The sequence below is a fragment of the Phormidium sp. CCY1219 genome, assembly GCF_055795085.1.
On record NZ_JAYFEQ010000467.1, the window covers coordinates 1 to 17,124 of the forward strand.

General features: G+C 49.7%; 15 protein-coding genes. 9 read left to right on the top strand and 6 right to left on the bottom strand.

Annotation, left to right across the window (positions count from 1 at the left end):
* Positions 1–84, top strand: an 84-nt coding sequence (locus AC0QH1_RS11550) for a photosystem II protein D1 (protein WP_324631272.1), incomplete at its 5' end; no start/stop codon positions are given.
* A 248-nt stretch (positions 85–332) separates the two neighbouring features.
* Here AC0QH1_RS11550 and hpf read toward each other — a convergent pair.
* On the bottom strand, positions 333–980 hold the full coding sequence (gene hpf, locus AC0QH1_RS11555) for a ribosome hibernation-promoting factor, HPF/YfiA family (RefSeq protein ID WP_324631258.1): 648 nt from the start codon (positions 978–980) through the stop codon (positions 333–335).
* 758 nt (positions 981–1,738) lie between these two features.
* On the opposite strand from hpf, the gene lipB reads away from it, so the two are divergent.
* The 4 genes from lipB (at position 1,739) to AC0QH1_RS11575 (ending at position 5,755) form a co-directional block, all read left to right on the top strand.
* On the top strand, positions 1,739–2,455 hold the full coding sequence (gene lipB, locus AC0QH1_RS11560; protein WP_324631259.1) for a lipoyl(octanoyl) transferase LipB: 717 nt from the start codon (positions 1,739–1,741) through the stop codon (positions 2,453–2,455).
* Positions 2,456–2,822: 367 nt separating this feature from the next.
* On the top strand, positions 2,823–3,161 hold the full coding sequence (locus AC0QH1_RS11565; RefSeq protein WP_324631260.1) for a hypothetical protein: 339 nt from the start codon (positions 2,823–2,825) through the stop codon (positions 3,159–3,161).
* A gap of 426 nt (positions 3,162–3,587) precedes the next feature.
* Positions 3,588–4,772: an FtsX-like permease family protein gene (locus tag AC0QH1_RS11570; protein WP_324631261.1), complete on the top strand. Its 1,185-nt coding sequence runs from the start codon at positions 3,588–3,590 to the stop codon at positions 4,770–4,772.
* Positions 4,773–4,966: 194 nt separating this feature from the next.
* Positions 4,967–5,755, top strand: a complete 789-nt coding sequence (locus AC0QH1_RS11575; protein WP_324631262.1) for an ABC transporter ATP-binding protein — start codon at positions 4,967–4,969, stop codon at positions 5,753–5,755.
* Between the two features lie 124 nt (positions 5,756–5,879).
* Here AC0QH1_RS11575 and AC0QH1_RS11580 read toward each other — a convergent pair whose 3' ends face one another.
* From AC0QH1_RS11580 to AC0QH1_RS11590, 3 genes are all read right to left on the bottom strand, one after another.
* Positions 5,880–6,827, bottom strand: a complete 948-nt coding sequence (locus tag AC0QH1_RS11580; RefSeq protein ID WP_324631263.1) for a Gfo/Idh/MocA family protein — start codon at positions 6,825–6,827, stop codon at positions 5,880–5,882.
* Positions 6,824–8,344: a GMC family oxidoreductase gene (locus AC0QH1_RS11585; protein WP_324631264.1), complete on the bottom strand. Its 1,521-nt coding sequence runs from the start codon at positions 8,342–8,344 to the stop codon at positions 6,824–6,826. The genes AC0QH1_RS11580 and AC0QH1_RS11585 overlap by 4 nt, the downstream gene beginning before the upstream one ends.
* Before the next feature lie 143 nt (positions 8,345–8,487).
* A complete protein-coding gene (locus AC0QH1_RS11590; protein WP_324631265.1) occupies positions 8,488–10,035 on the bottom strand; it encodes a hypothetical protein in 1,548 nt (515 codons plus the stop codon).
* Between the two features lie 246 nt (positions 10,036–10,281).
* Between AC0QH1_RS11590 and AC0QH1_RS11595 the strand changes: the two genes are divergently transcribed.
* Entirely contained in the window at positions 10,282–10,470 is a 189-nt protein-coding gene (locus AC0QH1_RS11595) for a hypothetical protein (protein WP_324631266.1), read from the top strand.
* A 2,296-nt stretch (positions 10,471–12,766) separates the two neighbouring features.
* The gene (locus tag AC0QH1_RS11600) at positions 12,767–13,726 is read left to right on the top strand and encodes an RNA polymerase sigma factor, RpoD/SigA family (protein WP_324631273.1); all 960 of its coding nucleotides are present in this window, start codon (positions 12,767–12,769) and stop codon (positions 13,724–13,726) included.
* 24 nt (positions 13,727–13,750) lie between these two features.
* Here AC0QH1_RS11600 and AC0QH1_RS11605 read toward each other — a convergent pair whose 3' ends face one another.
* The gene (locus AC0QH1_RS11605; RefSeq protein ID WP_324631267.1) at positions 13,751–14,131 is read right to left on the bottom strand and encodes a hypothetical protein; all 381 of its coding nucleotides are present in this window, start codon (positions 14,129–14,131) and stop codon (positions 13,751–13,753) included.
* Between the two features lie 519 nt (positions 14,132–14,650).
* On the opposite strand from AC0QH1_RS11605, the gene AC0QH1_RS11610 reads away from it, so the two are divergent.
* A complete protein-coding gene (locus AC0QH1_RS11610) occupies positions 14,651–15,052 on the top strand; it encodes a DUF7682 family zinc-binding protein (RefSeq protein WP_324631269.1) in 402 nt (133 codons plus the stop codon).
* A 230-nt stretch (positions 15,053–15,282) separates the two neighbouring features.
* Positions 15,283–16,461: a cysteine desulfurase family protein gene (locus tag AC0QH1_RS11615; protein WP_324631270.1), complete on the top strand. Its 1,179-nt coding sequence runs from the start codon at positions 15,283–15,285 to the stop codon at positions 16,459–16,461.
* A 28-nt stretch (positions 16,462–16,489) separates the two neighbouring features.
* On the opposite strand, the gene AC0QH1_RS11620 is transcribed toward AC0QH1_RS11615, so the two are convergent.
* The gene (locus AC0QH1_RS11620) at positions 16,490–17,107 is read right to left on the bottom strand and encodes a DUF559 domain-containing protein (RefSeq protein WP_324631271.1); all 618 of its coding nucleotides are present in this window, start codon (positions 17,105–17,107) and stop codon (positions 16,490–16,492) included.
* Positions 17,108–17,124 lie beyond the last annotated feature (17 nt).

Sequence of the window (17,124 nt, forward strand, 5' to 3'; positions counted from 1 at the left end):
CGCAACGCTCATAACTTCCCGTTAGACTTGGCTGCAGGGGAAACCACGCCGGTGGCTTTAACCGCCCCGCAAATCAACGGCTAAGATTTAGCTCGAGATAATAAAAAGCGCTCTCCTTCGGGAGGGCGCTTTTTGCGTTTTTGGGTCGGTAGTTTTGCCCCAATGCAATCTGGGGTTGATTTCAGTTTTAAGGGAGAAGCGATCGCCGATTGTTTTCTTTAGAACCGACCCCCACCGCCCCAGAATGGGTGCGGTGGGGGTCGGTTAACCCAAAGCGTTTACTGGAGCTAACCTACTCTCCTCTTTGGCTATTTGAGTCGCCGTTAATAAACTTAAGCGGGATTAACGCTAGCGGTTTGACTGGCGGTGGTTTTGCCATTTAGGGTGCTGCTTTGCCCATTACCACGGGGTTGCAGTACGCCATAACCGCCGTGATTGCGTTCGTAAATCACGTTAATTTCATCCGTTTCGGCATTTCGGAACATATAAAAATCGTGATCCACCAGTTGCAACTGTTCCAATGCTTCTTGAACCGTCATTGGGGGCATTGCGAAATATTTAGTTCGCACCACTTCTTGTGGGAGTTGCGGCTTGCGATTGCCAATCAGATCCTCAACCAGAGGAGCTTCTTCATCGATGGGTTCTACTGGTACGCTCTTCGGCGAAACTTGATTTTTCTTTTTATTGCGTTTTTCTTTGTATTTGCGTAGCTGGCGAGCAATTTTATCCGCAACTAAATCGATGCTGGCATAAAGGTTCTCGCTGCTTTCCTCAGCACGAATCACCGTGCCATTGGCATAAATCGTAACTTCGGCAGTTTGCTTCGCGTTACTCCGGTGATTTCGTGCCACCGACAAATGCACGTCCACTTCCATCGTCAAGTGCTGAAAGTGGCTGACTGCTTTCTCAATCTTTTGATTGACGTAATCGCGAATCGCCTCGGTGATTTCAATATTTTTGCCGTGGATAAGAAGCTTCATATCACATATTACCGCTGAAAACTCCATCGGATTGAGAGCTTAGATATTTCGATTTTGGACTTGGAATCAAGTGCCTTTCCATCAAGTTTTCTCGTCTCAATCTTCATTTGACGGAGGGAAAGCGGGGCGGGTAGTGCCGCTTTCCTTCTACCACTTCTACTGCCCGTTTTTGCTGAATTCATCTATCGAGAACGGAGCCGAAACAAATCGGTTTGCTGCCTGCATTTAAAAGGCGTTGGTTATGCTGCTCATTGCCAGTCCTGGTGTCATACCGACTGCTGAATTGAGCAGATTGAAGAGCCGGTTTTTGTACCGCTCCCGATCGGCGATCGCGCACCGATTTGGACGTTCTGTCTTCTGTCACGGTTGGATCTGCCGATTCGTTTGCCCTTCGCCAGAATAGTACGCAATTATAGCAAACTTGCAGATGAAATTGTCAGTGCTATGGCGTCGGGTGATGCGCCTCATTTCTCGTTCCGGGGTGAGGCGCTCTTGTCACACCCCCGCTCTTTTTGTGCAGCACCATCTTCTTCCACTATCGATGGCCTTCGTGAAAGCCCTCCTCCCTTGCTTTTCTGACTTCATACTTTCACAGTACCACTTTGTATTGAGAATAACAGCTATTTTTGGATTGTCTTTAAAATTCGTTGCATTCCGTCACATAAAGAAACGATCCCTGCTTGCGCTATAGTAGTTCCCCCGATTCGCGCAATCGGCGTTTCTCCAAAAAATCTGTCAAATAACCCTTGATTTTTTGCATGTTTTATAGTATCTCATCGGTCATTCCTTCCAACCCCCTGTGCCATCGTCGGCGGTGTGTCGTTTATAACGGAGAACAGATCCGTTATTCGCAAGCCTGGGCTTGGCAGCAATCTGAGGTCGCCGCCCGCCGGGAAAACCCGGAATTAGACGATGTACTCATGTTGCTGGAGCATCCCCCGGTTTACACCCTAGGAAAAGGATCCAGCTTAGGGTTTCTCAAGTTTGACCCGAACCGCAGGGACGTGGAACTGTATCGCGTGGAACGCGGCGGTGAAGTCACCTATCATTGTCCGGGTCAATTGGTGGGCTACCCGATTCTCAATTTGCAGTATTACCGCAAAGACTTGCACTGGTACTTGCGCCAGCTTGAGGAGGTGATTATTAAGGTACTCGCAGAATATGGAGTGCGCGGCGATCGCCTCCCCGGTTTGACCGGCGTTTGGGTAGAAGGACGCAAAGTCGCCGCGATCGGCATCAAAGTCAGCCGATGGATTACCATGCACGGCTTTGCCTTCAATGTCTGTCCCGACTTAGAAGGCTTTCAACGCATCGTCCCTTGTGGCATTTCCGATAAACCGGTGGGCAGCTTGGCGCAGTTCGTCCCAGATATTCAATTGCCAACCGTGCGTCAGCAAATCATCGCGGCTTTCGCCGCTACCTTTGAAGTTAATCCGATTGAGTTAGAATTGCCTCAACCGCTATCGGAATCTTAACGTCGATCGATTCTCTCAACGAGTGGTAACAATTTTTGGGTGCATCGAAGCTTCACACTCAATCGGGATAAGCGATTGAGTGATCCGTTTAGTATTCCCTCAATCGGCTTTAGCATAACCTTCGCCAATACCAATGGCTTCTCATTGGGGCGATATTTTACTGCAATGGCTAGCTTCATTCATTAAAAGATTCTTAAGAATAAAACTCCCGAGCGGGGGTGGCGATCGCCTGTTTCCAAGGCGATCGCACCGCGCGATCGCACCGATGGGGCGATCGGCTAGACTCGATCTGCATTTTTTCCCTCAACTCGCATCAGTGCCGCACCATCTGCTGCTGCACAGATTCTCTATCTACCGCACCCTAACTATGAAATCATCCACTAACTATCGCGATCCATTTTTCGCCAAGCTGGTTGACTTTAGCAAAAAGGCAACCCAATCCAAACCCGCTATCGATTGGCGGCGCTGGTGGATTAGACACAGCGATCGCCACTTGTTTGTGCCTGAAGAGGAAAACCGCGCCACCACCGATTCCGCCGCTCCTTTGGCTCCCTTGAGAGAACGAGATACCGCCGCCTTAGCCGCGCTTTTCGAGCGCGAAGATGTAGAAGAAATCCAATCCGATATTCGAGATTATCTGGCGGTAATCTATCCGGCTCCATGCTGGGAAGATGACCCGTTTGAGTTCTTAAAGGGCTACCTCTAACACAGATTTTACATTATCATAGCATTGTATTGTCGGCAAATTCAACGCCTCAAAATAGCTCCAACCCTTTGAATCCATAGCGTTTCCGGAACCTCTCTTCAATTTCTCAGCGCAAGCCCATGCCCTCTAGGGAGAATCATCCCCCTCGAAGGGCTTGCCAACCCTGAGCCAGATTGCGCGATCGCTCCGTTTTCTCCAGACATTTGGCGATCGCTACTCCTGCATAGCAATTTTCCCCTATCCCGACTACAATGGTGGGTTAACTATAAATTAATGTAAAGATGCCGCCCACAACCACCGCTGACAAAATGAACCCTAAACCACAAACCATTCATTTCCCCACCCCTCTTAATTCTTAATTCTTAATTCCCAATTCTCTCTCCCCCATTTCCCACCGTCACCGCTCCCCACCCGGTTTTCCTAACTATGCCCTCAATCGCTCGTAAAAACCTATTTGAAGACCTTCCGCGCTTTCTTGTCGCCCAGGCAGGCATTATGTTCGCCGTCAGCCTGATCGCCATTCAAACCGGAATCTTCAAAGGAGTAATCCGCTCCACGGCATTGCTCGTTGAAGATTCCGAAGCGGACATCTGGGTCGCATCCCAAGATATGGAAACCTTGGAAATGACCCTGCACATGCCCTACAAACGCTTAGCTGAAGCTCAACAAGTGGAAGGCGTCCAACGAGCCGAACCCCTGATCGTCAAAGGAACCCTGTGGCGCGACGCCGGCGGACAGATCAATCACGTGCGCGTCTTCGGCTTCGACCCAAACTCGGAATTGTTCGCACCCGGAACAATCGTCGCCGGACGCTTGAGCGAACTAAAAAACCCCTACACCGTCTTCGTGGACGAAGCGAGCATGGATAGCCTGAGTGTGGAATGGTTGGGAGACGTGGTAGACGTGGGCGCTTTTGCCGCCAAGGTCGTCGGCTTTACCCAAGACACCCAATCGATCGTCGCCAGTCCCTATATCTTCGCCTCCCTGGAAAATGCTAACGCTTTCGTTACCACTCGTCCCACCGAACAACCCGCCCGGTTTGAAGAACAAGAAATCCCCGAGCCTTTAACCGAAGACGACGAGATTACCTACGTGTTAATCGAAGCCGCACCAGGTCAGGATTTACAAAAACTCAAACTGAAGTTAGAAGAAGCTTTACCCTATACCCGCGCCTATACCCAAGCAGAAATGGCACAGAAAAACCGAACCTACTGGCAAGAACGAACCGGTATTGGCTTCGTGCTGAGTTTGGGAGCCGCCGTGGGTGTGGTGGTGGGCATGGTGGTTGTCGGTCAGATCCTCTATGCCTCGGTGTCCGATCGCATTAAAGAATTTGGCACCCTCAAAGCAATGGGGGCAACAGATTGGTTAGTGTATGGCGTGATTATCGAGCAGGCGCTTTGGATGGCAGTTTTGGGCTATCTTCCCGGAATGGCTCTGTGTCTGGGCATTCGCTCCTGGGCTTTGGCCTCTCAGGGACTCTTGATTTTAATCACCCCCACCAGCGCCGCCACCGTTTTTGGGATCACTGTCCTCATGTGTGTCAGTTCCGCTATTTTTGCCATCCAGAAAATTAACCGCGTCGATCCCGCCATTGTTTTCAAAGCATAGGTTAAACTATCGAAAATCGCTAAGCATAATTACTCAACCCGCCTGGAGGATGACGATCGCTAAAAAATTCGACAAAATGGTTATAGAGTGATAAACTCCTGCGCTCCACCCACTTTTTGACCCGAGATTGCCATTGTCCTGGTTTCGCCCTCATCCCCTGCCTTGTACAGCATACTCACTAAACATTGAGACGAATGACAGCTTCTTCACTAAATTTTAATGAGTCTACTCGAAATCACTCGACTCAGGTGGCACCCCCTTCCCTGAGCTTGGCTAAGCCTCGAAAATCTACCGAGGCGATTAAAGCCAAAGGGATCAAAATGGTGTTCGAATCTGGCTCCGGCGAATATCACGCTCTCAAAGGAGTTGACTTGCAAGTCCACCCGGGAGAAATCCAGCTTTTGATGGGTCCATCGGGGTCGGGCAAAACCACCTTGCTGTCGATTTTGGCAGGGATGTTAACCCCAACTTCTGGCAGCGTTAAACTCCTCGGCGAGGAAATCACCTGGATGTCTCGCTCGGAATTGGCTCGCTTTCGGCGAGACAATATCGGCTTTATCTTTCAAGGGTTTAATCTGTTTCAAGCCCTCAGTGCCCTTGAAAATGTCGAAGTCGCACTCAATATTAAGGGAATTCGCGGACGCCAAGCCAAAAAAGAAGCACAGAAGCTTCTCGAACAGGTGGGGCTAGCAGATAAAGTTAAAGAACTACCCCGCGATCTCTCCGGGGGACAAAAACAACGAGTGGCGATCGCCCGCGCTTTGGCCGGTCATCCCCATCTGATTATGGCAGATGAACCCACAGCAGCTTTAGATTCTCATAGCGGTCATGCGGTCATCGAACTGCTTCGCTTCCTCGCTAAAGAAGAAGGCAGTACCGTGCTCATCGTCACCCACGATCCGCGCATCACCGATGTGGCCGATCGCATCTTATATCTCGAAGACGGTAAATTTCAGCAGCCAAAAAATGCTGCAGTCGCCTAAGCCATCATTCTCATAACCTATTCCGTCCGTTTTCTCTCCCGGAAAACGGGCTTCTCATTTTTACCTCTGCGCTTCTTTGTCACCCTCTATCTCCCTTTCCAATAGTTTCGTTTCTCTACTCTTCTCATTTCCCCCCTCGTTCATAAGCGGCAAAAACAATTCCCAAATCTCGCTTGGCTTTCGCGAAATCTGAATAAGGCACGGGATTTTTATCCCCCAACGCCCTTAAAAAATCCTCGGTCATTGCCCCATATCCCATCAAATCCCCCCAGTTTGGCAAATATAACGCAGTTTTGCTTTTGGCGGCAATCAACACATAAATCCCGTTGCTTTCAAAAATAATCTTGCCGCGCTCTCCCACAATTCGCGATCGCTGAAACAATCCCTTCCCTATCGTTTTCCGATTCCACCCATAAATTAATTGCGCGCTTTTTTCATTCCCATAGGTGATTCGCAGCTTGGAAAATCTTTCCGGTCCCCCCTCTTTCTTGTCTGTAAACTCCGCTTCCACCCGGGCGGGCACCGCATCAAAAATATCGGAAATCAACGCCACAAAATGAATTCCTCCCTCTAGCAGCGCTCCATATTGACGTTTCCACCCCGACGCCTCTTGCCAGGATAATTTTTGCACAACAACTGATTTTATCTCCCCCAAATACTCCGCTGATAGCAATTCCTTAATTTGCCTTAAGGAAGGTTTGTAGTAGTAATTTTCGGCTACCATTAAAAACACCGATTCGGCTGTGTTATTTAACGCCTTCTCAATGCTATCTACTTCGGCGGCAGAAATACACATCGGCTTTTCCACCAACACCGATTTTCCGGCTGATAATGCCCCGATAATCTGTTGGGCATGAAATTCCGGGGGCGAGGTAATCACCACCGCATCAATTTGGGTATTTTCTATTACATCTGCCCAGGATTTCATCACTCCTTGGCCTTGAAATTGGCGATTGAAAGTGTCGGCACTTTGCGGGGAACGACTGTGGAAATACAAATGAGCAAAGGGAGATAAGTTTTTGGCGTGCAATCTGGCGATCGCCCCACAACCTACCAAACAAATATTTTTCATTGCGACAACTCCTTAAAATTAGCAACGATGCGATCGCAACATCTCAGGCTGTTGGCACAAATCGTTAAACTGGGATTCACGCCGCCGGAACTCGGGAAACAGCTACCATCCAATACAAATAAATTTTTTACCCCCCAAAATTGACAGTATGGGTTTAAAACGCTAGTTTGCGGATTGCTTCCAAATCGAGCAGTTCCCACTGCATGAGAGAAGGTATCGATATTGTAAAAAAAACAAAACCATGCCCCCGCCTTCTTCAATACTTTTTCTGCTTTCTTAATTAAATAATTGCGGCGCAGATAATCATTTTTTCCGTACTGGTGTTCGATTTTCACCATTTCCAACCCATAACCATCCCGTTCCTCAGACAGCATCACCTGATTGTTGAGAGTCGGTTCGTCTTCCGCCAGACACAGTAGGTTTTGCAGATGACTGGACATGAAAGAGCCGATATTTTTCACTCCCTTGGGAGCAAAATGCTTGACAATTTCTGGCGCTGGGGTGTAAATATCTTGAATGGTGCCCACGGAAGTATTCAGGTGGTGGCGCATGTCTTCGTAAAAGTGGGTAATGGCGACTTGTTTGTGGAAAATCTGCTGCGGATTGGTAGGGAAGGGAAATACACCGCTGACGATAACGTTAAAGTGTCGCATGAGATTTTTTCCGATCGCATCAGAGCGATCGCAATGGTGCAGGTTCGACCGAAATAATAACGCTGGCGTTTGTATTGCTCCGGCACTCAGGATGATAATTTTACCCGACAAACTAAAATGTTGCCGCGATTTTTTATCGAGGCATTCTACCCCTGTCACTCTCCCGCTTTCGGCGCGAATTTTGGTCACAATGACTCCCGCCATAATCGTCAGGTTGCCCGTGTCTTGCGCTGCTTGCAACAGGGTCAGGGTTAAGTCGTTTTTGGCGTTGATTTTGCAGGGGAATCCATCGCAGGTTATGCATTGAATGCAGGGATTGCGCGCCGGATTTCTGGAATTAATGGCAATCGGAATTTTGAAGGGTTGATATCCCAATTCCCAGGCGGATTTGTAAATTCTTTCGGCGGGTTTGGTCAGTTCTATGCTTTTATAGGGGTAATCTTGCGAACGATAGGGTTCGTAAATATCGCCTCCCGCTTCGCCGTGGATTTCTAGCAGTTGTTCGGCTAGACTATAATAAGGTTCTAAATCGGAATAGGCGATCGGCCATTTGGCGAAGTCGGTTTCCCGCAGTCGAAACGATGCCCCGCCATAAAATACGGACATTCCTCCCACGGCTTCATTGAATTCTGTGGGCTGAAAGGTTTGGTTATTATATTGTCGAACGGCGAGTTTAGCTTCGCTTTGATAGCGTTTTTTGATTAAAATTTCTGTGGGTTTCCAATCTAAATCGTCTCGCTTTACCCAATTTCCTCTTTCAATTAGTAGGGTGTTTAATCCTGCTTTTGCCAAGGAGTAGGCGGCGGAAGAACCGCCAAAACCAGACCCGACGATAATGGCATCGTATGGCGTAGTGTTGGTCATAGAGGTGGGTTATCCCTTCAGGTTTTTACGAGGTGATATTCGGTGAGTATGAGGGACGGTTGAAATGAGCGATCGCCTCGCTTGGTTTCGCGACAATCTTTTACCTCCCTTCCCATCTTCCATTTCCCTAGCCGTCTTATTTTTTACCAAATTTTTCGGAAATTGTCAACTAACCAATACAGGGAATAACCGAGGAGGGCTGCCCATAAAGGAAGCGCCGCCAGTAGCATTTCAGGCGGCAGCCATTGATTGAGAAAACTGGCTTGAATGCTAGCTTCTGGAAATTGTGGATCGGAGGCGATCGCAATTTTTTTCGCAGTGCCAAAAAAGCGCACTTCAATGCCTGCTGTAGTAACCCCAGATGCGGGAGTGGCGGGAACAAAGCGCACAAACTGCAAGGAGTCAATTTCTAAGGGATCTAAATGCTCGTTAATGAGAAATTCCCCCCGCTCAATTTTCAGCGATCGCCCGCTCATCCGAATGGACCCTTCCAAAATTGTAGAATCGTAAATGTCCTCATTGCGCCGGGGGTTTGTTGGATAAAACTGTACCGCTTCTACATCTAAATTATCCGCCAACCATCGTGAGGCGTTTTCTAGGTTGGGGGCGATCGCCGCAATGCTGACGGGTTGTGTAAGGCTGACCTCGATTTCTGTCTGTTCGGGGACAAAGGTGAATTCCATCGGCTTACTTGCGGCGGCATTTTCTGTGGGGGAAAGTTCGGCAATGCGATAGCCTTCTAAGGTGACGCGCAAGGGTTGGGAACCGAGAGAGAGTTTTAACCAATTGGGACGAATGGCGGGGTTTAATTGCATAGAGAGGAGATCGCTTGTCCGATCGTAGCGAAAGGCGATCGCCTCCGTATTTTTTCGGAGGCGCAATTCGTCCAGTGTCAGTGCAGAACTCCCTGCATCCTCCACCGCCATCACACTCCATCTACTGCTATCATTCACCAGTTTAATTGTCAAGCGGTTTAATTCATCGATCCGAGGGTTATCCTCACTTTCAAAGTTTCCGGTTAAGGTGAAGGTTTGCTTCCCGGCAATGGCAATTTGTTGCAACCCACTGATTCCTTGAATGAAAGTTTTGCTTTGGGGCTTGTCTCCATAGGTAAAGCTCAACTCTTCTACGATTGCGGTTCCCACAAACGGATAGGAAGCGGGCACAAATGCCACAATCGGTAACGCGATCGCCCCCACCGTTGCCACAACAACCAACAGATAAAAAATCTGGGAACCTGTGAGCCGATGGCGTCTGGGTTTTTTGCCTATCTGGCGCGGGGTTTGTTGCAGCGCGATCGGAGTTTTGGGTGGAATTTTTGCGCTTTTAGGCGGCAATGGTTTGAGGTTCAATGGTTGAGGACGCATTTTTGCCCTTCTTGCTCTCCATTGTTTCAGCTTAGAGAAGTACCAGATAATTAGCTCGATGAACTGAATCGATAGCCAAAATAGTTCGATCGCCAATCCCCACAGTTGCCGCAGCAACCACTGTAGCGGCAACCGCATCGCCCCGAGTTTTTGCTGGGCATAGGCTTGTTTGAAATGGCGCAGCGATCGCCGAGTTTTCCCGGCAATTTCGCTCAACACCCAAGCACACAGTTCCAGGAGTTTCCCCAGCAACCACAAGAGGTTAACCAACAGGTTCGATATCCCCCGCCACAGCACTTGGACTCCCCATCTCAAGCCATTCACAATAATTTGCCCTGTTGTTTTCACGGATCGCTGACAAAGAGGTGATGTTTGCAGGTCGATGCTATTTTACAATAATAGAGATCCGGTGCGATTAGAGAAAAAATCCCCAGATTTCTGGCAAAATAAAAGCCTGATGGTTTCTGCCGCCGCGACGGGCGGGCTACGGTGGAGGGGGAGGCGCAGTAGCGCTTTGTTCCCGATCGCCGTACCCTGTAACTTCCGTAATTTCTCGGAGATGTCACCAGATTGTCCGCAAGTTCGCCCTTATTTCCCGAAGTCGCACTTCTGGGCGTCGAGTTGCTGCACTTGCCTCGCGATCGCCCCGCCTGGAAAAGCCGACGGCGAGGATTCCTGCCTGAGGGTCATCGCCAAGGCGATCGCACAACCCGCGTCCCGGAAAATTGCTATCCCTTTTTCCACAAGTTATGTCTCTAGATAGAGGATAGCATTGGGAGTTTCCCCATTTACCACCATCTTCACCCCCCCTCTCCTCAGCCATCCCCCATGCATCCGGCGCAAAAAGCCTTCCCAAGCCCGAAAAGGGTGCCGATTAACAGTTGTCAATGAATAACCGAGGATTGCACAACAAACGGCTAAGGGCAAGGGGAGCTTTCTTGAATTTTGGCCGTTCGTTGCATCGGTGGTTCGGGTGAATTTATAAAGTTTTTCTAACAAATTTGAGGTGTAGCATGGCGGAGGGAATAATATAAAGGGAAAGTCCCCCCAATTCTGTGGCGCGATCGATTGTGGAGAGTGGCAGCACTCGGATTTGACCTCCATCCAGGCAAAACCGACCTCGCCCTACCCCGCCTCGTGAAACGGAAAGGGGCAAATAGGCTCAGGCTTGACTGGCGGTAGATGTAAAAAACTGATGGCTACTGTAGGGAGGAATAGCGGTGATTTGACTGCAGCGATCGCGCGCCACAATTTGGCGCAAACAGGTGAGGAATAGATTGAGGTGGATCGAATCACAATAAACAGGGATCCTGGGCAGCGCGGGGGTGAAGCAATGGGTGGTTTAATCTACAGTTTAACTCCCTTTGACAGTTTCAGTGAAGTGAAACAAAAATAGCCATCGGCAAGATTTGTCGTTGGGGTGAAATAATGGGGGAATTGATTTGTCAACGTACAGAGGCAATAATGAGTAGGAGATGATTTCGTTAAGCAAGGGAGTAACTGAAGATACATCGATCGCCTCCTGGGGTGTATCGTGGGGATGGCAAAAGCATCAGACGAGTTCACCTGCTTTTGCCCACACGGTGAGGGGTCAAACCACCCCGGTTCCGAGTCGATTGTCCTGCTTTTGCTCTCGGGGTTTGGAGTGGATGAGCGATGCGGAGGAAAGTCAACTCCAGGCAGTTAAATCTGTAACACAAAACACCGTTTGCCGCTTCACCCAATCGGAGGAAATTGGAAAAATCTATGGCGTGCTTCTCGATGAGTCCCTTGAAGATCGACCTAGAGATAGATGTTTTTATTCCAGCTTTACCATCCTTGGTTGGAACGAGGATAAACTGATAATTTTTTCTTGTAAGTTATGGGAATTGGGCATATTTTTTATCATGTTATTTTATGAGTGCTGCTGTCACTTTTTACCGAGGGCGCGGGTACAATCCTTAGAAAGAGTTCTCTGGGGAGACAGAGCCGCTTCCCGAGGAGGTCTGCAAAGCTGACAGGAACTCTTCGGTGCGAGCGGTAAAATCCCATCAATCGAGTTAGCCGGAGAGAGGCTTCTAGAGAGCGAGAGAACCGCTTCTAGAAGGGGGTCTACTTGGTCTCTCCACGAGTCGAGTTGCAGCCAAAAAATTAAGTAGTTTTGCGGGTTGCCAAAGTTGTATTATTATTGTATTATAGAAGGGAGAGGCGAGTCACTCGTGAAGAAATCGCAGGCACAGCTACAGAGCCACAGTAAAACTGTGACGGGTTCCGAGAAGAGGTGGCACAGAAGGTATGCCGATGAGACATTAATTTTCCATTCTTTGATTTCTCAATACAAGATCTACCCTCGTGAATTGAAAAATTTCTACCCGATCCTACCACCACAGCAGGATTTAGGGTTTGGAAAGTAAGTGGTAAACTCAACCTACCGTGTGGCAAATTCCTTTGTGGTTGCGAAGGGGAAAACGTACATACAGTGATGTCAGCCCGTTCGGGAATTGCGCTATTTTGCCGCATGACATCACAGAGAAAATCAGTTAATTATAGACATAGGAACCGCTGACCTTGAGAAAGATTGGCACAAAAAAGCGACAACAACAGACTATAAGCGAAGGAGGAAACGAGGTGAAACGCTCATCCCCTTCGTTCCACCAACCGCGATCGCAACGCCGTGCGACATCCCAGAAGGAGTATCGCAGGCGGTGACAAAGGCTTTAATAAGGAAAAGCAGGAAAAGGAAGGAAATCTATTGTAGGTAGTGACTGCATCTGATTCCTGACCCCTTTACTAAATTGTAGATCTCAGATAAGATGAGAAAGGGTAAACTCATAATGACTTCACGTTAAAGCCTGACCCGAAGCTGTCCGAGAGGACAGGCACAGCCATAAGCCAGTCGTCACGCGATCGCCCTGTGGTTAAGGAGGTTGTGTTGATATTGCAAAAGCCAAGGAACAGTGCGTTCCGCCCCTGGAATCAACCCAGAGCCTGCCACGCATTCGATCTGTCCCGTTTGGAGAACTGCTAACCCATGCCCTCAATCAAAACTCGGCCAAAAAGCGCTAATCAAACCTATATGGGCGCAAAACAAAGCGATCCTACCGATACCATTCGCTCCTACTTGCACGAAATCGGTCGTGTACCTCTACTCACCCACGAGCAAGAAATTGTTTATGGGAAGCAAGTGCAACAGATGATGGGGCTATTAGAAGAAAAAGAAGCCCTAGAGAAGAAACTGAAACGAGAACCGACGGATGAAGAGTGGGCCGAGCACGTTGGACACAGCGTCTCCGAGCTCAAGAAAATCATGAAGATCGGTCGGCGAGCCAAGCAAAAGATGATAGAAGCGAACTTGCGCTTAGTGGTAGCGATCGCCAAAAAATACCAGAAACGGAATCTGGAATTCTTGGACTTGATCCAAGAAGGAACCCTCGGATTAGAGCGAGGGGTAGAGAAATTCGACCCCATGCGCGGATATAAATTTTCCACCTACGCTTACTGGTGGATCCGCCAAGCCATTACCCGAGCGATCGCGCAACAAGCGCGCACCATTCGGCTACCGATTCACATCACCGAGAAGCTCAACAAAATCAAAAAAGTGCAGCGCGAGCTGACCCAAACTTTGGGTCGCAGTCCCTCGCCGGCGGAGATTGGCGAAACCCTAGAGTTAGAACCCTCGCAGATTCGCGAATATCTGCTAATGGCACGTCAACCCGTCTCCTTAGATTTGCGAGTTGGCGACAACCAAGACACCGAACTGCAAGATCTATTAGAAGACGCCGAAGCTTCGCCGGAAAATTACATTACCCAAGAGTTGCTGCGCGAAGACCTAGACAACCTGCTGTCAGAACTGACCCCGCAACAGCGAGATGTCATCATTCTGCGGTTTGGCTTAAAAGATGGTCGCGAACTGTCACTGGCGAAAGTCGGCGAACGACTGAATCTCAGTCGCGAGCGCGTGCGCCAGTTAGAACATCAAGCCTTGGCTCATCTGCGCCGCAGAAGAGGGAACGTCCAAGAGTATCTCGCCAGTTAAGCGATGGCTGATAGCGATTGGCTATTAGCTCAACAACCACAACGGGAGGGAAGGAGAGTGCAACCGCTTCCCCTCCCGCTTTTTTTTGGGAAGAGAGTTTCCGGAATATTTTTGGATCCCCCACCCCGATCGCCCGATCGCGATCGCGCCACCTAGGGCAATTCTAGGCCAGAGCAATTCTAGTAGCGGCAGATTCACCGCAGATTTATCCTCCGCGACACCTGGGAGATTGGTGGGGGTGCCAATCAACCCGACCCCAGAATTCCAGGGTAAAAAAATCACCCTTCGCCAGTTAGGAATCGGGAGTCCCAGCCGGGGAAAGGCCAGGATCCACAGGCCAAACCCAGCCCCCACCAGAGGCAATCGAATTTGTTTCAGGTGGGGGTTTTCACTGTTGGGAGCCACAGAGATTCGCCTCGGTGAGAAGCGCGAACCCTGCCAGTCAATCCGGTGGAGTGGGGGGCGATCGGGCCAAAGCGAACCCAACCCCCAGGGCAATCCAGAAAATTGAATAAATATTTTTGCAGATTCCACGTTTTAGGGTCAAAACATGGTATAATTCTATTTTTAAGACAGGAATTTCTAACTTGCCCTTGTTGTAAAGACAGCGGCACAACTGCCGTTGGGGGTTGGCGGTTTATCTCGCAAGCGGGATAAATTCTGCGCCAGTTCCGATGAACGGCTGAACGAAGCCGTTAGGGAAGTTGTGTTTTTATAGAGATTACATTCCGCCGTGCAAACCCAGGAAAATTAGGCAAAAACTGTTAATTGGTCTTGGAATTCGAGTAACATGAGATTTAAAGCGAACCTCATTTCCTGCGGTTTAAAAAGTGGGAGAGCGCGTTCATCCGGGTCGAGGGTGAGCGTCAGCACCCGTTAGGTGCATATGGAAGTGCGGGCAAGACAAACCAAGACTAAAGTTTTATGCCGAGAAGAAAAAAAACCTTTCCATGCGGGCATAAGGGATATGGACAAATCTGCCATCGCTGCGCCCAAGACAAAGCGGCAAGGGAGCAAGCGGTAAGGTCCCTCGCCGAAAAACGACAGCAAAAAATGGAATGGGAGGCGAGTTTTGAGAAAGATCCCATCGATTTGAGATCCTTACCGGACTACGTGGTTCTCAAGGCACGCAATATCATAGATGGACTAAACGAGCGAAGGAACTATCGAGAATTTGGGGGAAAACGGTTGCGCCACGATCGCCGGATCGTGAGCATTCCCGTGACGCGAAATTACCGGATGATTTGCCGAGACGAAGGCAGCCTGATGGTTCCCGAAGCGGTTTTGTCACACGAAGATTACAATGTATGCAAGCCCGGGAGTTAGCTGCACCGAATCAATAAAACAGCCAATATCCATTGGAAAAAACTCATAAAAAATAAATTTTTACCTCGATCTGAAGACCCCGGGCAAAGTTCTTTACCCATGACAGCCGTCCGGGCCGATTGCGAGTGGATAGCGCTTAGGGATCCAACACCTGTAGATACACCCGTTCCAACTCGCGATCTCAACGGACAAGACATAGCCAATTGAGAGCGTGCGACTCATCATCACTCATGCAGATCTATTTAGATTACAGCGCAACCACCCCCACCCGACCCGAAGCGATCGCCGCGATGCAAAAAGCCCTCACCCAGCAGTGGGGAAACCCCTCGAGCATTCACCAATGGGGGCAAAGGGCCGCCACCGTCGTCGAAACTGCCAGAATGCAGGTGGCCAGTTTAATCAATGCCGCACCGGATGAAATCGTATTTACCGCCGGGGGAACCGAAGCCGACAACCTCGCCCTAGTGGGAATTGCGCGACGCTACCGGAAGCCACAGCACATCATCATTTCCAGCGTCGAGCATTCTGCCGTGAGTAAAACCGCTTTACTGTTAGAGCAATGGGGGTGGGACGTGACCCGGTTGCCCGTCAACCCCCAAGGAAGAGTGCATCCCCACGACCTGAAAAACGCCCTGCGGGAGAACACCGTCTTAGTGTCGGTCATCTACGGACAGAGTGAAGTAGGCACCGTGCAACCGATTCAGGAATTAGGAGAGATAGCCCGTGCCGCCGGCGTGTTATTTCACACCGATGCCGTGCAGGTAGTGGGGCGGATGAAGGTAGACTTGCAGCAGTTGCCCGTGGATTTGCTGTCCCTGTCGAGTCATAAAATTTACGGACCGCAAGGAGTGGGGGCGCTTTATCGGCGCGAGGGAGTGGAATTAGTGCCCTTGTTAACTGGTGGCGGGCAGGAATATCAATTGAGATCCGGGACCGGGGCCGTGCCCGCGATCGCCGGATTTGGCATCGCCGCCGAACTTGCCGAGACAGAACTCGGCACCGAAACGCCCAGATTGAGAACACTGCGCGATCGCCTGTTTGACCGACTTGCCGATACCCCCGGAATGGTGGCCACCGGCGATCGCCTGCATCGCTTGCCCCACCATGCCAGCTTTTGCCTCACCGACACTCCCCGCATCTCAGGAGGCGAACCCATCACCGGCAGAACCCTAGTCCGACAGATGAACCTTGCCGGCATCGCCATCAGTTCCGGATCCGCCTGTAACAGCGGCCAACTCAACCCCAGCCCCCTGTTATTGGCAATGGGGTACAGTCCCGCCGCCGCCACCGCCGCCATCCGCTTAACCCTGGGACGATACACCACCGAAGCCGATATTGACTGGACGGCAATGGTCCTGCAGCAAATCTTGGCTCGATTGAGACCCTCACCTGCCTTATCAAACGTCTGAAGCGATCGCGCTTTAAAATAGCACAACATTAAAATAAAGTCAACTGCTCCCAGACACAATCATCGGATTGAATTTGGCGCGGCATGAGTTTTCCGAGTTCCTTGAGGCCACCGAGTCGTTTAATCGTAGCAACGATTGTAGGAATGCAATAATCATTCATTTCTTCCAGCACTTGACGCGAATTAAACCGCAGGGTGAGCCAATCCTGGGTTGCCAAATCGTTGTCTCGCTGATTATCCTCAGCAATGCGGTGTTTCTTGCTATGCCAAAAGTCACCATCAGTTTCCACACTAATTTTTCCGCTAATCGTAGCAACGATTGTAGGAATGCAATAATCATTCATTTCTTCCAACACTTGACGCGAATTAAACCGCAGGGTGAGCCAATCCTGGGTTGCCAAATCGTTGTCTCGCTGATTATCCTCGGCAATGCGGTGTTTATTGCTATGCCAAAAGTCACCATCAGTTTCCACATCGATTTTTCCGCGATCGCAGTAGAGGGCAAAATCGAGAAAATATTGCTTGTGGGTCACCTTCACCGACGCTTGACGCAAAGCATCGATTTTGCGTCGCTTCAACTCAGCCCAAAGGTGCGATTCGTTCCCGCAAAAGTGGAAGGTCAAAAGCCCGAAACGTAAGCGGGGCAAGGAACACAGTCCCTAAA

What these genes read in the sequence shown, in the direction of transcription:
- AC0QH1_RS11565 (WP_324631260.1), top strand. Translation starts at nt 2,823, where the DNA reads ATGAAATCATCCACTAACTATCGCGATCCATTTTTCGCCAAGCTGGTT.
- hpf (WP_324631258.1), bottom strand. Translation starts at nt 980, where the DNA reads ATGAAGCTTCTTATCCACGGCAAAAATATTGAAATCACCGAGGCGATT.
- AC0QH1_RS11615 (WP_324631270.1), top strand. Translation starts at nt 15,283, where the DNA reads ATGCAGATCTATTTAGATTACAGCGCAACCACCCCCACCCGACCCGAA.
- lipB (WP_324631259.1), top strand. Translation starts at nt 1,739, where the DNA reads ATGTTTTATAGTATCTCATCGGTCATTCCTTCCAACCCCCTGTGCCAT.
- AC0QH1_RS11570 (WP_324631261.1), top strand. Translation starts at nt 3,588, where the DNA reads ATGCCCTCAATCGCTCGTAAAAACCTATTTGAAGACCTTCCGCGCTTT.
- AC0QH1_RS11600 (WP_324631273.1), top strand. Translation starts at nt 12,767, where the DNA reads ATGGGCGCAAAACAAAGCGATCCTACCGATACCATTCGCTCCTACTTG.
- AC0QH1_RS11580 (WP_324631263.1), bottom strand. Translation starts at nt 6,827, where the DNA reads ATGAAAAATATTTGTTTGGTAGGTTGTGGGGCGATCGCCAGATTGCAC.
- AC0QH1_RS11610 (WP_324631269.1), top strand. Translation starts at nt 14,651, where the DNA reads ATGCCGAGAAGAAAAAAAACCTTTCCATGCGGGCATAAGGGATATGGA.
- AC0QH1_RS11575 (WP_324631262.1), top strand. Translation starts at nt 4,967, where the DNA reads ATGACAGCTTCTTCACTAAATTTTAATGAGTCTACTCGAAATCACTCG.
- AC0QH1_RS11585 (WP_324631264.1), bottom strand. Translation starts at nt 8,344, where the DNA reads ATGACCAACACTACGCCATACGATGCCATTATCGTCGGGTCTGGTTTT.